Annotated in this window: 17 protein-coding genes, 1 tRNA gene and 1 pseudogene; 7 read left to right on the forward strand and 12 right to left on the reverse strand. The window is 63.4% G+C overall.

Going from position 1 to position 21,366, the window contains the following annotated elements:
• Positions 1-493: 493 nt before the first annotated feature.
• From ACPWT1_RS03035 to ACPWT1_RS03055, 5 genes and pseudogenes are all read left to right on the forward strand, one after another.
• Positions 494-1,618, forward strand: a complete 1,125-nt coding sequence (locus ACPWT1_RS03035) for a hypothetical protein (protein ID WP_427913949.1) — start codon at positions 494-496, stop codon at positions 1,616-1,618.
• Positions 1,619-1,627: 9 nt separating this feature from the next.
• A complete protein-coding gene (locus tag ACPWT1_RS03040; RefSeq protein WP_427913950.1) occupies positions 1,628-1,810 on the forward strand; it encodes a DUF1156 domain-containing protein in 183 nt (60 codons plus the stop codon).
• A pseudogene (locus tag ACPWT1_RS03045) lies at positions 1,776-2,117 on the forward strand (hypothetical protein); the annotation flags it as partial. The gene ACPWT1_RS03040 and the pseudogene ACPWT1_RS03045, both read left to right, overlap by 35 nt.
• Positions 2,063-4,858 (forward strand): DUF1156 domain-containing protein, encoded by a 2,796-nt coding sequence (locus tag ACPWT1_RS03050; RefSeq protein WP_427913951.1) that lies wholly within the window; start codon positions 2,063-2,065, stop codon positions 4,856-4,858. The pseudogene ACPWT1_RS03045 and the gene ACPWT1_RS03050, both read left to right, overlap by 55 nt.
• Positions 4,859-4,875: 17 nt before the next feature.
• Positions 4,876-8,157, forward strand: a complete 3,282-nt coding sequence (locus tag ACPWT1_RS03055) for a DUF499 domain-containing protein (RefSeq protein WP_427913952.1) — start codon at positions 4,876-4,878, stop codon at positions 8,155-8,157.
• 265 nt (positions 8,158-8,422) lie between these two features.
• Here ACPWT1_RS03055 and ACPWT1_RS03060 read toward each other — a convergent pair whose 3' ends face one another.
• From ACPWT1_RS03060 to ACPWT1_RS03075, 4 genes are all read right to left on the reverse strand, one after another.
• Positions 8,423-8,935 carry a hypothetical protein gene (locus ACPWT1_RS03060; protein WP_427913953.1) on the reverse strand — a complete coding sequence of 171 codons (513 nt, stop codon included), beginning with the start codon at positions 8,933-8,935 and terminating at the stop codon, positions 8,423-8,425.
• 299 nt (positions 8,936-9,234) lie between these two features.
• On the reverse strand, positions 9,235-9,879 hold the full coding sequence (locus ACPWT1_RS03065) for a hypothetical protein (protein WP_427913954.1): 645 nt from the start codon (positions 9,877-9,879) through the stop codon (positions 9,235-9,237).
• A 189-nt stretch (positions 9,880-10,068) separates the two neighbouring features.
• Positions 10,069-10,404: a recombinase family protein gene (locus tag ACPWT1_RS03070; protein WP_427913955.1), complete on the reverse strand. Its 336-nt coding sequence runs from the start codon at positions 10,402-10,404 to the stop codon at positions 10,069-10,071.
• 158 nt (positions 10,405-10,562) lie between these two features.
• On the reverse strand, positions 10,563-12,224 hold the full coding sequence (locus ACPWT1_RS03075) for a recombinase family protein (protein WP_427913956.1): 1,662 nt from the start codon (positions 12,222-12,224) through the stop codon (positions 10,563-10,565).
• A 489-nt stretch (positions 12,225-12,713) separates the two neighbouring features.
• On the opposite strand from ACPWT1_RS03075, the gene dcm reads away from it, so the two are divergent.
• Positions 12,714-14,054, forward strand: coding sequence for a DNA (cytosine-5-)-methyltransferase (gene dcm, locus ACPWT1_RS03080; RefSeq protein WP_427913957.1), 1,341 nt, complete (start codon positions 12,714-12,716; stop codon positions 14,052-14,054).
• A 70-nt stretch (positions 14,055-14,124) separates the two neighbouring features.
• On the opposite strand, the gene ACPWT1_RS03085 is transcribed toward dcm, so the two are convergent.
• The 4 genes from ACPWT1_RS03085 to ACPWT1_RS03100 all read right to left on the reverse strand — a co-directional run bounded on the left by ACPWT1_RS03085 (position 14,125) and on the right by ACPWT1_RS03100 (position 16,856).
• Positions 14,125-14,484: a recombinase family protein gene (locus ACPWT1_RS03085; RefSeq protein ID WP_427913958.1), complete on the reverse strand. Its 360-nt coding sequence runs from the start codon at positions 14,482-14,484 to the stop codon at positions 14,125-14,127.
• A gap of 459 nt (positions 14,485-14,943) precedes the next feature.
• A complete protein-coding gene (locus ACPWT1_RS03090; protein ID WP_427913959.1) occupies positions 14,944-15,690 on the reverse strand; it encodes a hypothetical protein in 747 nt (248 codons plus the stop codon).
• Positions 15,690-16,151: a RusA family crossover junction endodeoxyribonuclease gene (locus tag ACPWT1_RS03095; RefSeq protein WP_427913960.1), complete on the reverse strand. Its 462-nt coding sequence runs from the start codon at positions 16,149-16,151 to the stop codon at positions 15,690-15,692. The genes ACPWT1_RS03090 and ACPWT1_RS03095 overlap by 1 nt, the downstream gene beginning before the upstream one ends.
• Before the next feature lie 180 nt (positions 16,152-16,331).
• Positions 16,332-16,856, reverse strand: coding sequence for a hypothetical protein (locus tag ACPWT1_RS03100; RefSeq protein ID WP_427913961.1), 525 nt, complete (start codon positions 16,854-16,856; stop codon positions 16,332-16,334).
• A gap of 153 nt (positions 16,857-17,009) precedes the next feature.
• Here ACPWT1_RS03100 and ACPWT1_RS03105 point away from each other — a divergent pair, with 153 nt between their 5' ends.
• On the forward strand, positions 17,010-17,399 hold the full coding sequence (locus ACPWT1_RS03105; RefSeq protein WP_427913962.1) for a hypothetical protein: 390 nt from the start codon (positions 17,010-17,012) through the stop codon (positions 17,397-17,399).
• Positions 17,400-17,663: 264 nt separating this feature from the next.
• On the opposite strand, the gene ACPWT1_RS03110 is transcribed toward ACPWT1_RS03105, so the two are convergent.
• The 4 genes from ACPWT1_RS03110 to ACPWT1_RS03125 form a co-directional block, all read right to left on the reverse strand.
• Positions 17,664-17,739, reverse strand: a tRNA-Phe gene (locus tag ACPWT1_RS03110).
• Between the two features lie 32 nt (positions 17,740-17,771).
• The gene (locus ACPWT1_RS03115) at positions 17,772-18,470 is read right to left on the reverse strand and encodes a response regulator (protein WP_427913963.1); all 699 of its coding nucleotides are present in this window, start codon (positions 18,468-18,470) and stop codon (positions 17,772-17,774) included.
• Positions 18,471-18,507: 37 nt separating this feature from the next.
• A complete protein-coding gene (locus tag ACPWT1_RS03120; RefSeq protein ID WP_427913964.1) occupies positions 18,508-20,799 on the reverse strand; it encodes an ATP-binding protein in 2,292 nt (763 codons plus the stop codon).
• The gene (locus ACPWT1_RS03125) at positions 20,796-21,338 is read right to left on the reverse strand and encodes a DUF4390 domain-containing protein (protein ID WP_427913965.1); all 543 of its coding nucleotides are present in this window, start codon (positions 21,336-21,338) and stop codon (positions 20,796-20,798) included. Before ACPWT1_RS03125 ends, ACPWT1_RS03120 begins: the two co-directional genes overlap by 4 nt.
• Positions 21,339-21,366: the final 28 nt, after the last annotated feature.

Genomic DNA, 21,366 nt, shown 5'->3' on the forward strand with positions numbered 1-21,366 from the left:
GCTCCCCCGTTGTCACCGCCGGAGTCAGTCCCCGGCTCACCACACACGCAGAACGCGCTCGCGTCCGCGAACGCGAGCTACTACGGGTTGCGGGGCGACTCGCCGCTGCCGACGCAGGCTCGGCAGTGGAAGCCGCTCGCGGGGAAGTTCTGAAGTGGGCAGCCGTGCAAGTTGGCGATCACCTGCCCGCGCCAGCGATGGAGGGCCACGCGTTCGAGCACTTGCGGGGGGACGCGTTTGTATCGGCACAGGGTTCTCTGACGAGTATCGCTCACTCTGGGCGCTGCGAGTGGATCGTCCAGATGCGAGTGTTGCGCAGCGGACTTGGACCACCGAGGTTGTGATCGGTCATGCACCGGGCACTGCGAGTGCGTTGTTCAGCCTGCGGCTTCTTGCCAGTACCCCTGAGTCAACGCTCCAGGTCCAGCCCGCGGTTCCCGGGCTCGTTCGCCAAATCGCTACCGCATGCGGACTGCAGCAAGGCGGAACTCGGTTGGACGGCGGCGCATGGCACATCTCATCAGATGAGGACGCCGAGCAGCTGGTCGCGGAGCTCTTGGACTCCGCGCGTGCCGTGCCGTACATGGTTTGCTCAGTCCCGGACCGCGAGACGGAGCCCAGAATCAACACGCAACTGCTCGCGAAGGTGACCTTGGGAATCGCCAGAATCGTGGTCATTCCGGCTAGCCGCACGTGGGTTCTAACACAGCAACTGGGAAAACCGCTTTCAGTCTACAACGGTGCCCTTCGCGCGTACATGCCGGGCTTTTCGTATGATGCGAATCCGTACGCGCACCGCCTGTTCTTCACGGCCGCCAGCGGCAACGATGAGCGGGCGAGATCGACGCTCACAGCCCTTCGTTGGATTGCTGCCAATGAGAGCGTCCGCCGATTCGAGCTTGGCACTGACGTGCTGGCGTTCTCCGCCGTGCGTGAAGCCAGTCTGGATGTCGAGCGCCAGCGCCTGAAGCAGGCAGGGTCCGCCGAAATCGAACAGCTGCGCGCCGCGCAGGCACAGATCGATGCCTTGAAGGACGACGTGCGTCGGTCAGCTGAGACCCAGCAGTGGCTCTCGGACGAACATAAGTCCATCGAAGAGCACGCACAAAGCCTGGAGCAACAGCTCCGGGGCGCGCAGTTTCGCATCCATCAGCTGTTGGAGCAAATCAAGGCACGTGGAGACGAGCCCGATGCTGGCATTCGGCTTCCGGACAACTGGGACGCGTTCGCCGACTGGTGCGACGAGGTACTCAGCGGCCGCGTCGTGCTCTCGGGCAGGGCACGCAGGGAGATCAAGTCCGCCGAGTTCGATGACGCCCAGACCGCCGCTCGTTGCCTACTTTGGCTGGCTAACGAGTACCGCGACTCGCGCATCAACGGAGCAAGTGGCGACTTGCGCAAGCCCATCGACGAGGGCATCCACAACGATCGCTGCGGAGCGGACAGTTTCGAGTTCGGCTGGGGTCCTCGCAGGGTGCCCGTCGAATGGCATCTCAAGAACGGCGGCAATACGCGCGATCCGCGACGCTGTCTGCGCATCTATTACTTCTGGGACGAGGAAAGCCAATTGGTGGTTATCGCCACCATGCCAGCACACATCCGAACCGGCGCGACCTGAAGGGCTACCATGAATAATGACAAGCGGCTAATTGAGGTCGCCTTCCCGCTCAAGCAGACCTCCATCGACTCGGTGCACGAAAAGAACGTGCGTCACGGGCACATTTCGACGCTGCACATCTGGACCTGCACGACGCCCGCTTGCTGCGAGCCGCGCGGCACTGATTGCAACGCTGCTGCCGGATCCGGGTGACAAGGAGAAGCGAGACGAGCTTCTCCAGCGTCTCGGCGGCTCGCTGGTACGAACAGTCAAGAAGAAGAAGATGCCCAACGGGCGCATCGAAGAAGTTGAGGGGCTTGAAACGAAAGGAGGCGTCCTGCATTGGGGGCGCGAGTCTGACCCGGACCTCGAATGGTTCCGAGCGGAAATTCGCAAAGTCTATGGCGACCGTGCGCCGAAGGTGCTGGACCCGTTCGCTGGGGGGGTGCCATTCCGCTCGAAGCCATGCGCCTGGGCTGCGAAGTCACCGCAGTCGACATCAACCCGGTGGCTTGGTTGATCCTCAAATGCACGCTGGAGTACCCGCAGAAATTCGCCGGTCAACGAAAGCGCTTGCCAGAATTCGCCTTGGCGGACACAGAGTTCATGACGGCCTACTTGAAAGCCAAGGGGCTGCAGCCGGCCGACATCGCGCAGTACGTGGGCTGTATGGGCCGCACGACGCCAGACCGTCAGCAGGGCGACTTGTTTGCGCGGCTGCATCTGACCGAGGAAGACCTCGAAGCCGATCTCGCATGGCATGTGCGCGCCTGGGGGCTGTGGGTTCTCAAGCAAGCGCGCACACACCTGGCTCACTTTTACCCCACATACGCCGAGTACTGCCGTCTCAAGCCGTACGCGCGCGTTGAACTCGACACAGACGAACCTCTCAAGCTCGTGCCTGTAAGCGACGATGGCGAACCGCAGATCGATCTGCTGAATGCAGGCTTTGATCGCACCTACCTCGAGAGCGAAGCGAATCCGCGATGGATCGCCAAACCAACGGTGGCCTACCTCTGGGCGCGCACAGTTAAGTGCAAGGCGTGTCGGGCGACCGTCCCGCTGCTCAAGACGCGGTGGCTTGTGAAAAAGGACAACAAGCGGGTCCTGCTGACGATGACGCCCAACTCTGAGCGCACCGGCGTCGTCTTCGGGCTCGACCGTAACGCGAAGGTCGTTGGCGGGAATGCGGCGCAGAAGCGCGAGTCTGACAAGCGACAAGGGTCGGGAACCATCAGCCGGGCTGGCGCGACCTGCCCCTGCTGCGGGACCATCATGACGATGACAGACATCCAGCTCGAAGCCCGAGCTGGCCGCATCGGCGAAGAGCTAGTCGCTGCGGTCACCGACGGACCGAGCGGCAAAGAATATCGAGAGGTCACGTTCCTCGAACGTTCCTTGGGTTCCGACGTAGACGAGGCGCTTGCAAAAGCGTTTGCGGCATTGCCGTTCGGAGAACTTCAGGAACCCATATCCGCCGAGCGGCCCTCACCCAATACGCGTGGCGTTTCCGGCCTGACCCGCTATGGTGTGACGACCTGGAGCAACGTCTTCTCTCGCCGCCAGCGACTGGCGATTGCGAGTTTGAGTCTCGCGCAGCGATCCGTACGGGAGCATCAGTTGTTTCCTCGGGATTCGACCGGCTGGGGCGAGGCGATCTGCTGCTATCTGGCCTGCGCGCTCAGTAGGTTCGCAGATAGGGCTAGCGTTATTGCAACCTGGCAGAGCGGCGCAGAGCAGATAAACCACACGTTCGCAAAGTTCGTGCTGCAACTACCTTGGGACTTCGCTGAGTCAAATCCGCTGGCTGATTCGTCTGGTGGTTTCCTGCAGGGCGTTGAGTGGGTGTCACGATTCCTAGTGCACAGCTTGAATGCCACGTCGTGTGCACCGGCACCGACGCTAATTCGAGAGTCAGCAATCACGGCCGTCTCAGGCAAGTTCGATCAGATCGTGACGGATCCGCCGTACTACGACGCCATCCCGTACTCAGATTTAATGGACTTCTTCTACGTCTGGCTTCGCCGGACGCTGGAGGGCCTGTCTGGATCGATGTCGAATGCTTTCTCTGAGCCACTCGGTCCGAAGTGGGATCGAGATAAAGGCGATGGCGAGCTGGTGGATCAACCCGGTCGCTTCGAAAACGACGTTGCTAGATCAAGGCAAATCTATGAGTCCGGGATGGCGGTGGTTTTCCGTAAGTGCTACGACTGTCTTGCTGATGCGGGTCGCCTGGTCGTGGTCTTCGCCAACAAGAGCCCGGATGCGTGGGAAGCGCTGGTCGCGGCACTGATTCGATCCGGGTTCACCGTCGACGGCTCCTGGCCTATCCAAACGGAGCGTGCGGCAAGGACCAATGCTCTGACCTCCGCAACGTTGGCTTCGTCAATATGGCTCGTCTGCCGAAAGCGTGACCCGCTCGCTCGCGCTGGTTGGGACACGCAGGTGCTTAAGGAGATGGAGTCCAATATCACAACCAAGTTGCGTGAATTCTGGGATGCCGGCATTCGTGGCCCTGATTTCATCTGGGCGGCAACTGGCCCGGCACTGGAAGCCTACAGTCGCTACCCGGCGGTCAAGAAGGCGTCTGAGCCCGGCGCGTTGATGTCGGTCGCCGATTTCCTGGGCCACGTGCGCCGCATCGTGGTGGACTTCGTCGTCGGCCGCGTGCTCTCGCACGGAGAGTCCGAGCCCACGCCCGGCGATCATCCGCTGGACGATGTCACCACCTACTACTTGCTCCACCGTAACGACTTCGGTCTCAAGGAAGCGCCAGCGGGCCCGTGCATCCTATACGCCGTGTCTTGCGCGCTATCCGAGCGCGAACTTGCTGACCAATATGAACTGCTGGCCCGCGGCGGCGATGCTGCCGATGTCGACGACGCAGATTCGGACGACGACGGGGATGGCGATACCGAGGAGACGTCGTCCGGCGGTGGAGGCAAGTACAAACTCAAGGACTGGCGTAACCGCAAGCACCGCTCGTTGGGTATGGAGACGACCAGCGGGCGCGCGATTCCGCTGATTGACCAGGTGCACAAGCTGATGCAGCTCTGGGTGGCAGGCGATGTGGTCAAGGTCAACGAATACCTGGACAGCCGTGCCTTGCGCCGTAGCCAAGTTTTCGCGCAGCTGATTCAAGCCTTGATCGAGAAGAGCCGTGCAGAGGGTTGCTCTGAAGAGTGCTCGATCCTGGAGCGGCTGCAGAACTACCTGCGAACTGTCGGCAGCGTCGCGCAGACCGCGCTCGGGCTGGAATAGGACAAGGAGAAGCAACGATGGCAAAACCCACCACAAAGCCCTGGCATCAGGTGGTGCAACTGCGCGACGACATCACCAACCAGGAGCTGTCGCAGAAGCAATTCGCCGCGGATTTGTACGACGTCGTGTTGGGCCGCAACCCCGGCGTCTACCACGACGCCAAGGAGTTCTTCGCACTCACCTACCCCACCGTCAAGCTACGTGATCTGGCGCGTGACGTAACGCACCGCTTGGCGGGCAAGTCCGAGAAAGCCGTCCGCCAATTGCACATGACCTTCGGCGGCGGCAAGACGCACTCTCTGATTACGCTGGTGCATCTGGTGCGCGATCCCGCAGCCCTGCCCGACATCCCGGCGGTGCAGCAGTTCAAGGCGCATTGCGCCCTCGAAGGTGGGCTGCCGAAGGCGCATGTGGCCTCGGTGGTGTTCGACCGCTTGGACGCCGAAAAGGGCATGGAAGTGACCGCACCGGACGGGAGCGTTGCGACGGTCAAGATGCCTTGGAGCGCGATTGCCTGGCAGCTGGCCGGCACTGCGGGCATGAAGCTGCTGAAAGACGACGGTACCGAGCGCGCGACACCCCCCGCCACCGGAGTAATGGAGGACCTGCTCAAGCTCGCGCGCAAGAACGGGGTCGGCGTACTGATCCTGTTCGACGAGGTGCTTTGGTTCGTCCGTGTGATGGCAGATACAGATCCGGCGTGGATTGGCCGCATGCGCGAGTTCATGCATAGCCTGACCCAGGCCGTCGCCAAGGTGCCGCAGTGCTGCCTGGTGGCCTCGCTGCTCGCGTCTGATCCCGGCAAGATGGATGAGCTCGGCAAGCAAATCAGTAAAGAGCTTTACGACGAGTTCAAGCGGGTGGCTGACGAAGGCATCCAGCCTGTGGAAAGCCAGGATGTGCCCGAAATCCTCCGACGTCGGCTGCTCAAGTTGGAGAGCTATACCGACCGCTTGCAGTGGCCCAGCCAAGTCTTCGGGGCGCTCAATGGCGTGCAAGGAATCGACGACTACACCGCGAAGAATCGTGCCGCCGAGGAGAAGCGCTACACCGACGCATACCCCTTTCACCCTGCCTTGATCGAGGCCCTGTACCAAAAGTGGACGCAGCTCGAGGGGTTCCAGCAGACGCGCGGCATCCTCAAGACCCTGGCTTCCGCGTTGCGCGACGCAGTGAAGTGGGACCAGCAGCCGCTCATCGGCCCCCAGATATTCCTGGTCGACCCGAAGTCAGATGGACTCAGTGTCGCAGCGCGTGAGCTGGCCAACGTGGCGCAGCTGGAGCTGTACGAAGGCCGCCGACAGAACTGGACCGCCATCCTGGAAGCCGAGCTTGGACATGCGCGCAAGGCACAGGACGGGTTACTTGGCGTCCAGCACCGGGAGATTGAACAGGCGGTGATGGCGACCTTCTTGCACTCTCAGCCCATCGGCCAGCGTGCGACCACGCGCGAACTCAAGGTCCTGATCGGTGTGGGTTCACCGGATCGGATCGAGTTGGACAAAGGACTGACTCGCTGGTCCGATGCGTCTTGGTATCTCGATGACACGTTCACAGGAGATCGTGAGGGCGGCTTGCCCAAGGTGTGGCGCCTCGGCTCCAAGCCCAACCTCAAGCAGATGCATCACGACGCGCGCCAGAACGTCAGCGCCACCTTGGTCGATGAGGTGCTTGAGAAGGAGATCCGCGCCGCCGGTAAGCTGACCGAGGGCGCACGCGGAGCTGGCGCCAGGGTCCACGTGCTGCCGGCTCGCCCGGCGGACATTGAAGACGACGGTGAGTTTCACTACGCGGTGTTAGGCCCGAAAGCGGCGAGCAACGGCAAACCCAGTGCCGACGCCAAGCGCTTCATCGACGAAACGACCGCCCCCGAGAAGCCCCGCGCGCAGAATCGCAATGCAGTGGTGTTGGCCGTCCCGTCCAAGGACGGCATCGACGTCGCCCGAGAGAAGGTGCGTGACCTGCTTGGTTGGGAGAAAGTGCGCGAGATGCTCAAGGAGCGCAGCGACATCGACACGGCTGCAACGACGCGCCTCGACGGCAACATTCGCGCGGCTCGTGGCGAAATGGTGTCGCAGATCGTCATGGCCTACTGCATCGCGGTGACGGTGAACGACGGCAACGAGGTGGCCGCATACCGGATCAACGTCGACAACGACCCGCTGTTCCCCAAGATGGTGGCCGACAAGCGCCTGCGGATCGAAAGCACGGCCGTCAACGCCGAGGCACTGCTGCCTGGTGGACCGTTCGATCTGTGGAGCGCTGGCGATAATGCGCGCTTCGTCAAGGATCTCGTCGGAGCCTTCGCAGCGACGGCCAAGTTGCCGAAGATGCTGAACCGGGCAGCGATCCTGGAGACGCTGCTGCAGGGTTGCGAGGCAGGCGAGTTCGTGCTGCGCGTGACGCGCGCGGACAAGTCGACGCGGACCTTCTGGAAGTGCCGCCCCGACGACAACGCAGTCCAGGACTCGAGCCTCGAAGTCGTTCTATCGGACGCTGCCTCGCTCTCGGAGCTGGACGCGCAGCTGCTCGGCCCCAGCAAGCTTCCCGGCCTGTGGGACAAGGAGCCCGTAACCCTAGCAGATCTCTCGGCGTACTTTTCGGGCAAGCACTTCGTCGAAGTCGACAAGGGTGGCTACACCGAGAACCTGCTGATTCCTGCGGCCACACTGCAGGCGGTCACCGACGCAATCGCGGGCGCGGTGAAGAGCGGCCGGGTATGGCTGTTGAACGGAACGGTCAGCGTCCTGGGCGAGGACGTCCCGGCTGGTTTCGTCAACGACACCGCGCAATTGTTCTCGCCGCCGGTACCGCTGGCGAGCGTTGACGTGCTACCTGCGCAGTTGCCGACAGCTTGGCAAGCTGACGCAACCAATGCCCATCTCGTTCATGCGGCGCTCTCGTCGAAGGCGGGGAAGGTGCTACCTTGGACGCGCGTCGCCGCGGCTCTCGACGAGGCATTCCGGCTTGGACTCATCGAGCGAGCGCTCGATTCCGGTCCCTGGCCATGCGATCTGGGCGGTGCCGCCGCGGTGAAGATTTTGAAGCGAAAGACAGAGGCGAAGGAGCCGCCTCCGTCTCAGAAGTACGGATCGAAGTCGGCCAGCGCAGATCTGCAGACGCATGAGGTGCAGGACCTTGCCGAACACATCGACGCCTTGCGCGAAGCTACTGCCGGGCACCCGCTGCGCATTCACGTGACCGTGGAGGTCGGGGACGGAAGTCCGGTTGACGCAACGGTCATCGACAAGGTGAACGCCGTGCTGGCGCAGGTCAAAGCGGGTTGGCAAGCGAGTTGAATTCGCCGCGCACCTGCTTTCACTCAAGGCTAGGATACCGAGTGATCATGCGACGTGTTCCTGTCCCGAGCTCAGTACGCGCGCTTCTGCGTGACCCGGAACATGCAGAAAGGGTTGTTCTGCTCGGGTGTTCTCTGGCCGCCGTGATGTGCTTGGTCGCATCTCTCGTCGCCATAACTTGGTTGAAGTAGCTGTCCCAGCGTACCCAGCCGCTCAGACACTCTTCCGAGAAAAAGGGGTGAACGGCTATCGTTCACCCCTTCAATCAAGCCGCTCTCGCTCGCGTTTCGTGAACGCTCGCGGCAGCGCTAAGTGCCTTGACCATGTGCGGCACTAACCGCAACTCCTCTGCCCCTATCTGCGCACCGCAAGTCAAGTGCACCGGCTCGCCGCCTTCGTGTCCGACTGTCGCTTCGACCCAGCGGTCGAAGTCCGTGGCGCAGACGAAGTCAATCAGCTTGAGCTGACCGGCGACGATGAGCACCACAACGGCGGGCACCTGCAAGAACACGGCGCATGCCGCCGCGAAATCGTGCGAGATGTTCGCGCAGTCCCGAATGCCGGCTTGAAGCTGCGCCAGATACCCTACGGTGACCCGGAGTTCACGCGCCAAATCGGCGATGTCCCAGCTCCTATTCGAGGCCTCCTCGAATAGCCAGCCCACCAGCGGGCCGCCTGCAGCGGCATAGAGCCGTTTCCAGCGCTCGTGCACCTGTTTGTTGCACGCCTTGGTTCCGATGCGACCGTTCGACTCGGTCGTTCCTGTCTGCTTGTCCATTGCTTTCCTCATTTCGATGCCGCTGTTCGTCGGCGTTGCTCAATGTGTGGTGCATTGCATCCTGCTGGCTCGAAAGAAGCCGTCCAAGAACGTAGGTACCCTGGATAGGTAGCCTTCCGCAGGTCGGACTTCGACTTCCTGCCACTCACTCAGCCCAAGCTGTCCCACCACGTACGCGACCCGCGCGGCCGCCTGCTCGTCGTCTCGCGCTTCCACCAGCGCGATCGCCGCGCCGTCACGCTTGCTCCTGGCCAGGTACAGGGGGTGGCGTGTGGGTAAGGGAACCGGCCTAGGCTGGCTCATTCCCGCACCCCATAGCGGCGTGCGAGCTGCGCCATCACTTCCGCGGGAGGAATTGCGGTAACGCTTGCATACCGCACCGTGACTCCCTCCACCACTGACGGGATTCGCGCAGGGTGGCGCACCTCTGCAAGCAATCTGGAGTATTCCTCCAGGACCGGCTCCTCCTCGCCTTCCGGAACGGCTCCGCACATTGCCTTGAGCGGCACAAAGTCCCGAGCGCCGATGCAGCTGCTCCATACGAGCGCCTGGTGGCTCTCACCAGCGAGCGAGTACCCCAGCGCACCGTTGCGAGTGATGTCCTCTATGCAGTTTCTTACCTTCGAGTCGTACAGCGGTACGAAGTAGCGGTGCTGATAGGAACTGACCTGATGTGTCAACACGACGTAGCTGTGTCCGGCGGGTGACGAGAACGCTGTCAAGCGCTCATTCACGGCGGCCGGGTTGTGCAACGCCTGCAGCAGGTCGAACGCCGCCGGCGACACGTCACCGCACAAGGTCCACCGATGCAATGAGCCGTATACGGGGTGGTCGCGGTCCGCGGTGGCGCGAGCCACCTCGTCGGGTGTCATCAAAACTCCCAAGTACACGCCCGGTGCGATGCGGAAGCTCGTTTCATTGTCTTCAGTCGTCTGCTGTTTCATGATGTCCTCTTGTTTGCCAAATGGCATTGGGTGTAGCAACTCGCTCCGAACCAACTCCCGCGCCGGCGACCTTGCCTCCGACTGCAAGATCTCCCACTTCAGGTCCCAGAAGCGGATGAGATCGCATTGGCGACTCCCGCAGAAAGACCGACGTTGCGGCCAAGAAAAGGGGGCCACGCCCCCTTGGAATTAGCGGCGGCATTCGCCGCGTCCGACCTCGATGACCCGAACGCCTTTTTCCTCAAACTCCCTGAGCAGCCCTGCCAACTGGCGGATGTCTCGCGACAGCCGCGACAGGTCCTGCAAGACCACAGCCTCCATCGACTCGTCCTTCAGAGTTTTGCGCAGGGCAGAAAGCCCGCTGCGATGACGAACCCTCAATCCACTCACCCCATGGTCGGTGAACACATGTTCCTCCGACACTTCGAACCCATGCAGCGCCGCTGCCTGAAGACAGGCGGACTTCTGCTCTTGCGACGACGCATCAGGTCTGACGCATCGGACGTAAATTGCTGCTTGCTTCATTCGCACTCCTGGATGCGGCCCATGCCGCACTTTGGTGTAGCTACCTCCCGGGAGCGCGAGGCGCCGATCGCCGAGCATGTGGTCGTCGTGATCGGATCAGACCGGCCACGCCACTCGACGCCGAAAGTGAAGAAGGGGCCGTCACGGCCCCTTCTCAATCACGCTGATACTGCCCTTCCACTCACATGCCACACGACGGGCCGACTTGCAGTGGTTGAACAGGTGACCTCGAACTGGAACAGCGAGTTGTCGATGACGTCGGTGTCCGAGAGTTCAGCCAAGCAGACCCCCGGCTGAAGTGCGAGCCGAAAGACGCTGACATAGCGCGACGGCTTGGCGACAAACGTGAAGGTCGCGAGCAGGCGCCGCAAGGTAGCGCGCACCTTGTACGCCTCCATCTGTCCGTCCAGCAGTTCACGCAGCGCCGGCAGCGGGTCCATGTGAACTTGCGCCTGCAGGACTGCCGGGGTCAGTTTGCGACTCGCTGACCGCAGCTGCGACAGGCGATGTTCGCAAGCCTGCTTGCTTTGCGCAAAGCCCTCCAGCCTTTTGACCCAGATTGCCGGGTCCAGATTCGGGTTGAGCATGAACTCCTGAATTCGGTCGATGTTCGCCTCGATGTCCTTCAGCCGGCCGGTCACTTCCTCCAGCTCCTTCGCAGGCCCGGTGTGCAGCTTGTGAGTCAAGCGCTTGTTCAGCTCCTGACGCACCTCGCCCGTGAACAGCGCCGCCAACACCCATTCCAGTGCAAGCTTCGCGGCGGTGACCGACGTGTATCCCATGTACTGGTCTACCGCTCCGACACGCTTTGCCTGGTAGCAGCCTGGGCAGTTCATGCCCTTGTTGCTGCCGATGGACAGCAACGAGTCGCACACGCCGCAGCGCACGAGCCCCGAGAAGACGTTCTTGCCCCCACCGCGTGGGCGGTGGGATCGTTGCTCGCCGTTGCCACGAGGATTACACGAGAACCACAGTTCGTCGCTCACCAGCCTAAGCTGTGGCCGCGCGAACGGAAGTTCCTTGACTTCCTTTCGCTTCTTTCGAGCTCGGGCCTTGGTGAAGCCGCTTCCGTTCCAGATGAACAGTCCACGGTAAATCTGATTGGACATGAGGCGGTGAACGGACGCGGCCCGCCACCGCACCTGCCCGCGCTTGCGCGCACTGCCCGGCGGCAGGACGCCTTCGCGCTGCAGCGTCGCGGCAATGGTGGGGCATGACAGTCCCTGATGCCGCCACGCATAGATGCGGCGGATGACCTCAGCCTCGGGCTCGTGAATGGACCACTTCGTCCCGAGAACCTTGCCCGCGTCGGTGACCTCCGGAATCGCGCGGTAGCCGTATGGAGCTTGCGCAATCTGGTAGCCCCGCTCCAACTGCCCGACCATCCCCCGCGTGGTGCGGCTGCCCGTGCTCTCGACCTCCATGTTGGCCGCCATCAACTTGACCATCCACAGCGCCCGCCACCCGTCACGAAGGGTGTCGATGCCGTCGTTGGTGAGGAAGCGCACGCCCATCTCGTCGACCAGGTCCATCAACCGGCCGCCTTCGCGGACGTGCCGGGTCAGGCGCGAAATTTCGTCGACGATGACGATGGAGCACTCCCTCGCCTCGATGGCGTCGAGGAGCCGGCGGTACTGGGTCCGCTTGGCCAGGCCCTCGGCCTTGCCCGTGATGGCCTGGTCCGCGAAGACGAAGTTCTCGTCTATCGCGAGCCCCTCCCTCTCCGCGACCTGCCGGCAACGCCGGAGCTGGTCTTCGATGGACGTTTCGCGCTGCCCGTTTCCGGGTGAGTAGCGGGCATACGCTCCTGTGACTGACATTGAGTTGTTGTCTCCCGTAGTTGGTGATGTTGGTTCTTCGCTGCTAGATCGACCATGAGGTCGAGCAGCTCGGAGAGTGCTGGGTGCATTTGACAGATGTCCTGTTGTGAGGTGTGGCCTTGATGGGAGCCCGCCGGGCAGCCCACTCGATCGCTTCTTTCCTGCTCGCGCCCAAACGGCGTCGACCCTTCGTGTAGTGACCTCAAGAAAACGTGTTTTTGGTGCGCGGCGCGGCGCCCCTCCACGCACGTGCGCTGATGCCGACGCGATAAGCGCGCCTGTTCCTCCCACTTCGTCTTCGCGCGAACCCCTCCAGGCACGCATGAGCCTGCCTGTGGCCGCTCACACGCAGCGCCAGAGGACCGACGGATAAAAGTCGATGGCTTCACGACTCAGCCCGGCGCTACGCGCCGATCTGAGTCGTCCAACGCTGTGGATCGTCCATAGCACTCGCTGACGCGGTCGCCGGGCCCTTGCCCGGAGACCCTCATGTCGTGCAACGGTGCCCACCGCACTCACCAACCCCGCGCTCATCGCGTTCTCGAACTCTTCGCCGGTGTCGGCGGATTCCGCTTCGCACTGGAGGAAGCCAATCGGCACCTGTCGGTCGGCTGCGCCCAGCATTACGAAGTCGTCTGGGCTAACCAGTGGGAGCCTGGGGCGCGCAAGCAGAACGCTGCGCGCGTGTACGAGGCACGCTGGGGCCATGCTCCGGTGAACCGTAATCTCTTCGAGGTGCTCACCGACGCCGAAGAGATGGCGCGCGTGGACGCTCTTGCGCCCACCATGCTGGTGGCAGGATTCCCCTGCCAGGACTACTCCGTCGCCAAGCCGGCATCGCGGAGCGCCGGCATCGAGGGAAAGAAGGGCGTGCTCTGGTGGGCCATCCACAACCTGCTGCAGGCGCGCATCAGCGCGGGCCGGCCCCTCGAGGTCGTTCTGTTGGAGAACGTCGACCGCCTGCTGGCGAGCCCGGCTGCCTGCCCGGACCGGGACTTCGCCGTCATTCTTGGAAGCCTCCAGGCGTTGGGCTATGCCGTTGCCTGGCAGGTGGTCAACGCTGCCGAGTATGGGTACCCGCAACGTCGCCGGCGCGTGTTCATCACGGCGGTGCACCGAAGCAGCCCCGAATGCACCCACTGGGTCGGCGCGAAGCGTGCGCCGGCCGAATGGCTCGCCGGCAGCTCGCCGCTTGCCGCGGGCTTGCCGGTCGCCCTCAGTGGCGACCTCGTCGCGTTCGATGTGCCCGCTGGTGCGTACGCCGCGCAGCAGTCGTACAACACGGGCCGCGCTGGTCGGACGAGGTTCGCCACCGTCGGTGTGTGCATCGACGGCACGGCGTGGACCGCGCAAGCCAAGGCGGCGCCGACGTCCGAAATGCGCCAGCACGCGCGCACTCTGGGGGACGTGGTGGCGAAGACCGGGTCCGTTCCGAGCGCGTACTACCTGAGCGAAGCCAGCCTGGAGCGCTGGCGCTATCTCAAGGGCGCGAAGTCCATCCTACGCACCAAGGCAGATGGTCATGAGTACACGTACTGCGAGGGCGCAGTGCCTTTCCCTGACCCGCTGGACAGGCCGTCCCGAACCATCATCACGTCGGAAGGTGGTTCTGGCGCTTCGCGCACGCGCCACGCCGTGGCGGCGGCCGGCGGCCGCCTTCGCCGGCTCACTCCCGAAGAACTCGAGGAGCTGAACGGATTCCCGCGTGGGTTCACGGACGCAGAGGGCCTCAGCGCTTCGCAGCGCGCCTTCCTCATGGGCAATGCACTCGTGAGCGGTGTGGTGACCCGCATTGCCGTCGCCCTCGCAAGTGGTCAGACCATGAAGTGATGATCTCCGGTGGCAAGCCGCCACTAGAGACACAAACAAAGGGGGTGGGCGCGAAGCCCACCCCCTTTGTTCATCGCGCGCGCTGCCGCGCGCAGAGCCAGCCAGTGTCGACGCCGTCGGCAGTGACGAGCCGGAGAGCCCCGGCTCTGACGTAGGTCCAGAGGTGCGCCAACTCCTCGATGTCGCTGGTGAGCACAATTACCTCGTCGACGACGACCAAGTCGCAACGACCTTTGCGGATGGACTCCACAAGCTTCCCGTACGCGGGCCTGCGCGCGACAGGGGCCGCCGCTCTGGGGCCGGTGTCCATGAGAATCTGTGCGCCTTCCAAGGGCAGGCCCTTGCTGGACGCAACTTGGCGGCATCGCACGAGCTGTTCCTCGATGCGATGTTTGTACGAGGAGCGCGCGAACAGGGTCATACGGTTCATTTCAAGATTCGAAGAGAGTGCAGCTGCACGGGCCTCGTATAGGTAGCAAGGTGTCGATCGCGAAATGAATGCTGCTGCGCGCGCGCCACGTGCGAGCACGCGCGCCTCGCTGCTCGACGTCCGTGCCGCCGCGGTACGGCGCAGCGAACGCGCGGGCGGCGGTGACGTGCTCGCCCGTAGCCACGAACCCGCAGCCGATCAAGGACACTGGGGCCAACGGCTGCCTGCCCCGCTCAGGCGGGGCTCCAGCACCACAGCTCGTGTGCAACGAGATTGCAGACACACCCGGAAAGATGCCAACGGGCTCCGAAACAGAAAGAACCCGCAGAAACCCAAGGTTTCATGCGGGTTTGGAGGTGGTGGCTCGGGCGGAATCGAACCGTCGACACGCGATTCTTAGATCGCCTGGGGCGTAAGGCAGTTCGGGGCCAAGCTGAAGTGGCTGCGACGCAGCACGTTTTACTCCCCTCCTTCACCTCCAAGCTTCTGCGTAACCGCTGCGACCGTCATCCTTTTCCAGCGTCTGATCTGTGCACGCACCGAACGGATGTGCGTACGCAATTCACGGGCCTCCATCGAAGTCACCGACGCCCCTTGCAGGAGCGCTGTAGCGATCTGGTGCAGTTCGTGTAGGTCAAGTTGAGCCGAGTCCTCCGTCTGCTCTGGTGCGACGAGCAAGTCCTGCTTCAACAGCAAATCGTACTGATCCAATACCGCGAGGGAACGATCCGGCTCACTAGCTGCCATTGCTGCAAACTCACGAAGGGTTGCAACATGCAGTGCCCAGAGACCCAGGTAGAGCCGCGCAAGGGAAATGCGAGAGCCGCCGGATTGCTTGGGAACTCTCATCTTCAGGAGTGTGTTGAGACGCTCCGAAGGGTCGCCCTGGGCCTGTTCAGTCTCGCGATCTTCCTGCGTATGCACGGCGAAGGCTGATCTTCCTGGGTCCAGGTACCTGAGATCCACCGATGCATTGGGAAAGAAGGATGCGGCCTGCCTCAGAATTTCAAGCCGCGCATCGCTCGCAGTCTCGCGTTGGGCATTGACAAGCTCGACGATTACGACAGCTCCCTCGGGGCTCCGCGCGAGCGCATCAAATCTCCCGTTTGATTCAGGGACTGAGGCCTCGAGATCAACGGTATATCCCTTGGCCCGGTACTCCGCAGCGATGAGGTGCAGTTGATACTGCTCGTAGTCTCGCCGCATCACCAGTGCTCGCCGCTCTTCTCGGTATACGGCACGACCTTTATGGCGGTCGCGTACTGAGGCTTCCCTGCCCCCGCCAAGAACGCACTCTGCCCGCTAGCACTCATGAGCGCATTGGCCAAAATGGGGGCGATGCCGACGGGCACGATCAATGACGAGCCGGGTTCAGGAACGAATCGCTCTGCGACGACGCGCATGACCGTCTTGTCGTTCTGTAGCACTGGCGGAGAGATTGCGTCAAGTGTGTGCTTGATTCCGTTATCCACATCCGTGTACTGCCTAGAAGTGGGGAAGAAAAAGAACTTGACGGTGACCTCTCCCGCATGAGGCGGTGGAGGCGAGGAACCCAAGGCACTGGCGGCGGCGGCATTCACGGCGGTCTTCCAAACCTTCTTCTTGGCGCTGGTCGCGTTAACAGAAGATGGCCGCCCATGTACTAGAAACTCGACTGGAATGGTCATGTCGTTGTGGTGCCGTGGCGCAGCTGGCCCTGCTGGTCGTACTCGCCCGTTCAGGTGTGAAGTATCTCGTCGAGCGCTTTCAACAATCCCCAGAGTGTGCGTTGGCGCATTGCCATCTTAGCGGGCGCAATGCCACGCTGCTCGCCACTGAGGGAGACGACTTTGTAGAACTAGAGAGCCCTACTGCCTTCCCACCAACGGCAAGTGTTTGCGCCGGAGTGCCGCTTCGAGCCGTGGCGCGATCACGTCGTAGTTCCTAACCTCTAACGGCAGCACTGAGAGTCGGTACCGGTACGGTGCGAGTAACTCGCGCGCCTGAAGCTTTAGCGCGAACGTGCGATGCTGCTTTTCGAGATAAAGGTGCTCCCACAAACGTTTTCCGATCTTCTTCGCCTTGCCCAGGTAAAGAGGCATCCACTCCTGCAGCACCTCATGCCTCCTGATACGGCCCTTCTGGCATGAAGGGACGAACCATTGCTTGAACTCCTCCCGATCAAACGCGGCCTGGAATTCCGTCAGCCAGTCCTGCAGCGTGGACTTTCGACCGGCCCAAACCTCGATGAAGTAGATGCCTGCAATTGGCAAGTCGTCACGACTGATCTTGCGGAGCGTACCCATCCCTTGAAGCTGTAGGGAGTGCGCTATCTCGTCGAAACCACGAAACATTTGGCTCAGTTGAGTGTCGATACTCTGAATTCGATGCATTGGCTCTCCGCTCTTGGGCGCAACCCGGCGCCTCGGGCAAGTCTAAAGGAGCTCTTTCTGCCCACGCTTAGCCGATGTATGCGCAATTTGCCGTTTCCGCTGGCCACTCGCGCGGGTCTTGATGTTGTCCCACAATTGATGCCAGGAGGAGTCATGGCCACCATCCCAGAACACGTCTCTATTGAATTGGAGGGCCAAGGCTTCCTCCAGCCCATCGAACGCCACGCCATATGGTGGCTCGCCCAGCGCAGGCACGATGATGGAACGTGGCATCGGAACTGGAATAGGGCTCTGCGCGTACGTCGCCGCTCTCCCGAGCTGTTCGATGTCGCCATCCATGCAATCCGCACCAACGGACCCAACGAATGGCATGTCGGATCACCCGCAGCCATCTTGGTCGAGGAGGCCTGCGTGGAGTTTGCCAAGGACGGCCTCATCTCACAGGTGCCGCTCTGTGATCAGGCGCGATCGGTGTTCCTTCGAGTCGTCCAGGACGCCATGAATGCGGCCGAAGCGGCGACGACCGGCATGGCGCCCTCCTGATCCCTCTTCACCCTGCAGTGCGGCCGCCAGCCGCATGCGCTCGATCGAATTGAACACCGCGTGTACACCGTGGCCCTCCTTGTGCAGGCTGGTCTTGGTACCGGGGCGGCGTTCAAGGCGCAATCACCCCGCGCCTCGGCAGCGCGCTGCGGCTAACCCGCCACAGTCGTGTGCAACGAAATTGCACACGGATTGTGAAAGGTGGCGGGACGGCCTCAAAAGGAAAAACCCGCAGGAACCTAGATTCCATGCGGGTTTCGAAGATGGTGGCCTGGGGCGGAATCGAACCACCGACACGCGGATTTTCAATCCGCTGCTCTACCAACTGAGCTACCGGGCCGTGAGCCGGAAATTATAGCGTAGCCGACGCCCTCACCCCGCCGCGCGCTTGCCGCGCGAGAGATCGACACCCAGCTGCTTGAGCTTGCGATAGAGATGGGTGCGCTCCAGCCCGGTCTTCTCGGCCACGCGCGTCATCGAGCCGCCTTCCTTGGCCAGGTGGAACTCGAAGTAGCTCTTCTCGAACTCGTCGCGCGCATCGCGCAGCGGTTTGTCCAACTCGAAGGTCTGGCGGGCCTGCGGGCCCATCTCCACCGGCGCCGGAATCGATTGCCCGCCGGTCATCGCGGCTTCGACCGTGAGTTCGGCCACCGGCGGCGGCGCGGTCACGAAGCCGGGGCCTGGCTTGCGCACGCTGGGCGCAAGGGTGTCGCGATGCAGCGCGGCCTCGACGGCCTTGAGCAGCTTCTGCATCGTGATCGGCTTCTCCAGGAACGAGTGCGCGCCGATCTTGGTAGCTTCCACTGCCGTCTCGATCGTGGCGTGGCCGCTCATCATGATCACGGGCATCGTGAGCTGCCCCGTGCCGGACCATTCCTTGAGCAGGGTGACGCCGTCCGTGTCGGGCATCCAGATGTCCAGCAGCACGAGGTCTGGCCTTGCCTTCGCGCGCGCGGAGCGCGCCTGGGCAGCGTTGTTCGCCAGCTCGACGTTGTGTCCCTCGTCGTTGAGGATTTCGGACAGCAGGTCACGGATGCCAAGTTCGTCGTCGACGACCAGGATGTTTGCCATGTGTGTGGGTGGTGCTTGCGCGGTCCGCTTGCTGTTGTTACGCCGCAACTGCGAATGATAGCGAGACTTGCGCCCCTGCAACCGCGCCGTTGTCGACCCGATTCTTCACGTCGATGCGGGCGCCATGCTCGTCCGCGATCTTCTTGACCACCGCCAGTCCGAGCCCGGTGCCCTTGTCCTTCGTGGTCACGTAGGGTTCGAAGGCGCGCTTGAGGATGTGCTCCGGGAATCCGGTGCCGCAGTCCTGCACGACCAGGCGCACGCGACGATTGGCAGCGTTCCACTGCGTGCGGATCACGACGTCGCCGCGCCCGAGGCCCTCGGTCGCATCCTGCGCGTTCTGCACGAGGTTGTGGATCACCTGCCGCAGCTGCTGGGCATCGCCCAGGATGCGCGGGCAGGCCGGATCGAGGTCGGCCCGGATCGGCACGTGGGTCGATGGAGCCGCCTCGCCCTCGCGGGCGTACAGCTGCAGCACATCCGACACGACCTGGTTCAGGTCGAGGGGCTTCAGTTCGGCGGCCGGCAGGCGCGCGTAGTCGCGGAACTCGTTGACCAGGCGCTTCATGGCATCGACCTGGTCGACGATGGTCTGCACCGACTTGCGCAGCACCACGCGCTCGGGCTCCGCCACCTTTGCATCCAGCTTGTGCGCCAGGCGCTCGGCGGACAGCTGGATGGGCGTCAGCGGGTTCTTGATCTCGTGCGCCAGGCGGCGTGCCACTTCGCCCCAGGCCTGCACGCGCTGCGCCGACACGATCTCCGAGATGTCGTCGAACACCAGCAGGCGCGCCGATCCACCGACGGCGTCTTCGGGCATCTCGGCGCCTCGCGCCACGAGCGTGATGGCGTCGTTGTTGGCCGGCAGTCCGGGCAGCGATGCATTCAGCTCGAACGACTGCTGCCAGTGGTCCAGGCCGTGCTGCCGGCGATCGTTGGCGAAGTCCTCGAACTGCGCGTGCACTGCGGCACCGAAGGCCTCCAGGCCCGGCACCTCCACCAGCAACTGCCCTTCGTGCGCGGCCAGCGGCACGCGCAGGATGCGCGTGGCACCGGGGTTGGCGGTCTCGATCCGTCCTTGTGCATCCAGCACGATGACGCCAGCCGTGAGGTTGTCCAGGATGGTCTGCAGGTGCGCGCGCGCGGCGTTCACCTGGCCCATGCTCTGCTCGACGGCCGCGCGCGCATCGGCCAGCTGCTGCGTCATCTCGGCGAACGAGCGCGTCAGGCCCCCCAGTTCATCCTTGCCCTGCAGCACCGGCTTGGGCGACAGGTCACCCGCGGCGACTTCGCGCACACCTGCGGCCAGCAGCAGCAGTGGCCGTGCCAGCTGGTTGCCCAGCAGCACTGCCAGCAGGATCGCGCCGAAGACCGACAGGAACAGGCTGAGGGTCAGCGTGCCGATGTACATGCGGCGCAGGCCCTGCCTTGCGAGCGCTCGCTCCTGGTACTCGCGGTAGGCCTCCTGCACCGCGATCGCATTGCCCACCAGGGTGGGCGGCATGCCCTGGGTGACCTGCAGGATCCGGGGCTCGGCGATCAGCCCCAGACCGGGCCCTGGGACCACCGCCATGGCTTTGATTCGGGCCTGCCCCGACGCCAGTGCATTCGGTTCGTCGAGGCCCTCGATGACGGCGACCGCACGCTGGCTGCGCACCTGCCGCACCTGCTGCGCGGATGGGCGCTCGGGACTGAGCAGGAATCGCGACTGGCCCGTGCCGGCGATCAGCTGGCCGCTGCCGCTCCACAGGATGATGTCGCTGGCCCCGAGTTGCTCGCGCACGCGCTCGAGGGCCAGGCCTGCCGAGGCGTCTGGCGTCTCGGCCAGCATGTTGGCTGCCGAACGCGTCTTGTTGGCCAGGTCGCTGGCCAACGTGTCCAGGGTCGAGCGGCCGAGATTCAGGCCCGCATCGAGGGCGCCCTCGACCTTCACGTCGAACCAGCTTTCGATCGATCGCGACACGAACTGGTAGGACACGACGTAGATCAGCAGCCCGGGAAGGAAGCCGACCAGCGCGAAGATCGCCGCCAGCTTCACCAGCAGGCGGCTGCCGAACTTGCCGCGCCGCAGCCGCGTGAACAGCCGCACCGCCACCCAGCCGATCACGGTGAGCAGCAGCCCGGCGACGACCATGTTGATCGCGAACAACCGGCCGTAATTGCGCTCGTACAGCTCGCGATTGCCGGTGGCCTGCGTGAGCAGGAACATCAGCACGATGGCGATGGCGACCATCACGGCCGCGCCCACCAGCACGGCCCAGCGGATCGCCCGCGAGCTGCCGAAGTTGGGCTTCGCGGGTGGGGCTTCGGGCGCGAGGTGCGTGGTCACCGTCCGGACTCGAGGGCCAGCCGCTGGGTGCGCGCCGCGCTGATGTTCCAGTCGGCGTGGCCGACGGCGCCGATCTGGAACGGCCGTGGCAGCTGCGACACGTCCAGGTGAAAGCGGAAGTCCACGCTGTAGCGCGCGTCGGGCTCCAGGTCGGCCACGTCGGCGATCTTCCAGCGCGCCACGTGCTTCACCGCATCCATCGCTTCCTCCTGCGTGTCGAAGCTCTGGCCGAGCGCCAGTCCCGCGCTGCCGATCGGCTGCGACGACACCTGCAGCCGCCAGCGGCGGGTGAGCGGCTGGTACGACAGGCGCATGTGTCGCTGCGCGCTGGCCACCTGCTTGTCGTACCAGTACCAGCGGTCGCGCAGCAGCGTGGCCTCGGCGACAAAGAACATCGGGAGGCCTTTCAGCAGCGCGTCCTCGACCGACGGGGGCAGCTCGAACTTGACGGACGAGCTGAGAAGAACGCCTTCGTCCGTGCGCTCGAGCCGCAGCTGGGTGACCTCGCCCACGTCGGCCCAGGCAAATCCCGAGGCCACGGCAATGACCAATGCGACGACAGCATGC

Origin of the sequence: Ramlibacter sp. MMS24-I3-19, assembly GCF_050320135.1 — a bacterium.
Taxonomy (GTDB): domain Bacteria; phylum Pseudomonadota; class Gammaproteobacteria; order Burkholderiales; family Burkholderiaceae_C; genus Ramlibacter.

Coding starts and splice junctions, on each gene's coding strand:
- ACPWT1_RS03040 (WP_427913950.1), top strand. CDS start 1,628: ATGAATAATGACAAGCGGCTAATTGAGGTCGCCTTCCCGCTCAAGCAG.
- ACPWT1_RS03050 (WP_427913951.1), top strand. CDS start 2,063: ATGCGCCTGGGCTGCGAAGTCACCGCAGTCGACATCAACCCGGTGGCT.
- ACPWT1_RS03055 (WP_427913952.1), top strand. CDS start 4,876: ATGGCAAAACCCACCACAAAGCCCTGGCATCAGGTGGTGCAACTGCGC.
- ACPWT1_RS03060 (WP_427913953.1), bottom strand. CDS start 8,935: ATGGACAAGCAGACAGGAACGACCGAGTCGAACGGTCGCATCGGAACC.
- ACPWT1_RS03065 (WP_427913954.1), bottom strand. CDS start 9,879: ATGAAACAGCAGACGACTGAAGACAATGAAACGAGCTTCCGCATCGCA.
- ACPWT1_RS03070 (WP_427913955.1), bottom strand. CDS start 10,404: ATGAAGCAAGCAGCAATTTACGTCCGATGCGTCAGACCTGATGCGTCG.
- ACPWT1_RS03075 (WP_427913956.1), bottom strand. CDS start 12,224: ATGTCAGTCACAGGAGCGTATGCCCGCTACTCACCCGGAAACGGGCAG.
- dcm (WP_427913957.1), top strand. CDS start 12,714: ATGTCGTGCAACGGTGCCCACCGCACTCACCAACCCCGCGCTCATCGC.
- ACPWT1_RS03085 (WP_427913958.1), bottom strand. CDS start 14,484: ATGAACCGTATGACCCTGTTCGCGCGCTCCTCGTACAAACATCGCATC.
- ACPWT1_RS03090 (WP_427913959.1), bottom strand. CDS start 15,690: ATGCGGCGAGACTACGAGCAGTATCAACTGCACCTCATCGCTGCGGAG.
- ACPWT1_RS03095 (WP_427913960.1), bottom strand. CDS start 16,151: ATGACCATTCCAGTCGAGTTTCTAGTACATGGGCGGCCATCTTCTGTT.
- ACPWT1_RS03100 (WP_427913961.1), bottom strand. CDS start 16,856: ATGCATCGAATTCAGAGTATCGACACTCAACTGAGCCAAATGTTTCGT.
- ACPWT1_RS03105 (WP_427913962.1), top strand. CDS start 17,010: ATGGCCACCATCCCAGAACACGTCTCTATTGAATTGGAGGGCCAAGGC.
- ACPWT1_RS03115 (WP_427913963.1), bottom strand. CDS start 18,470: ATGGCAAACATCCTGGTCGTCGACGACGAACTTGGCATCCGTGACCTG.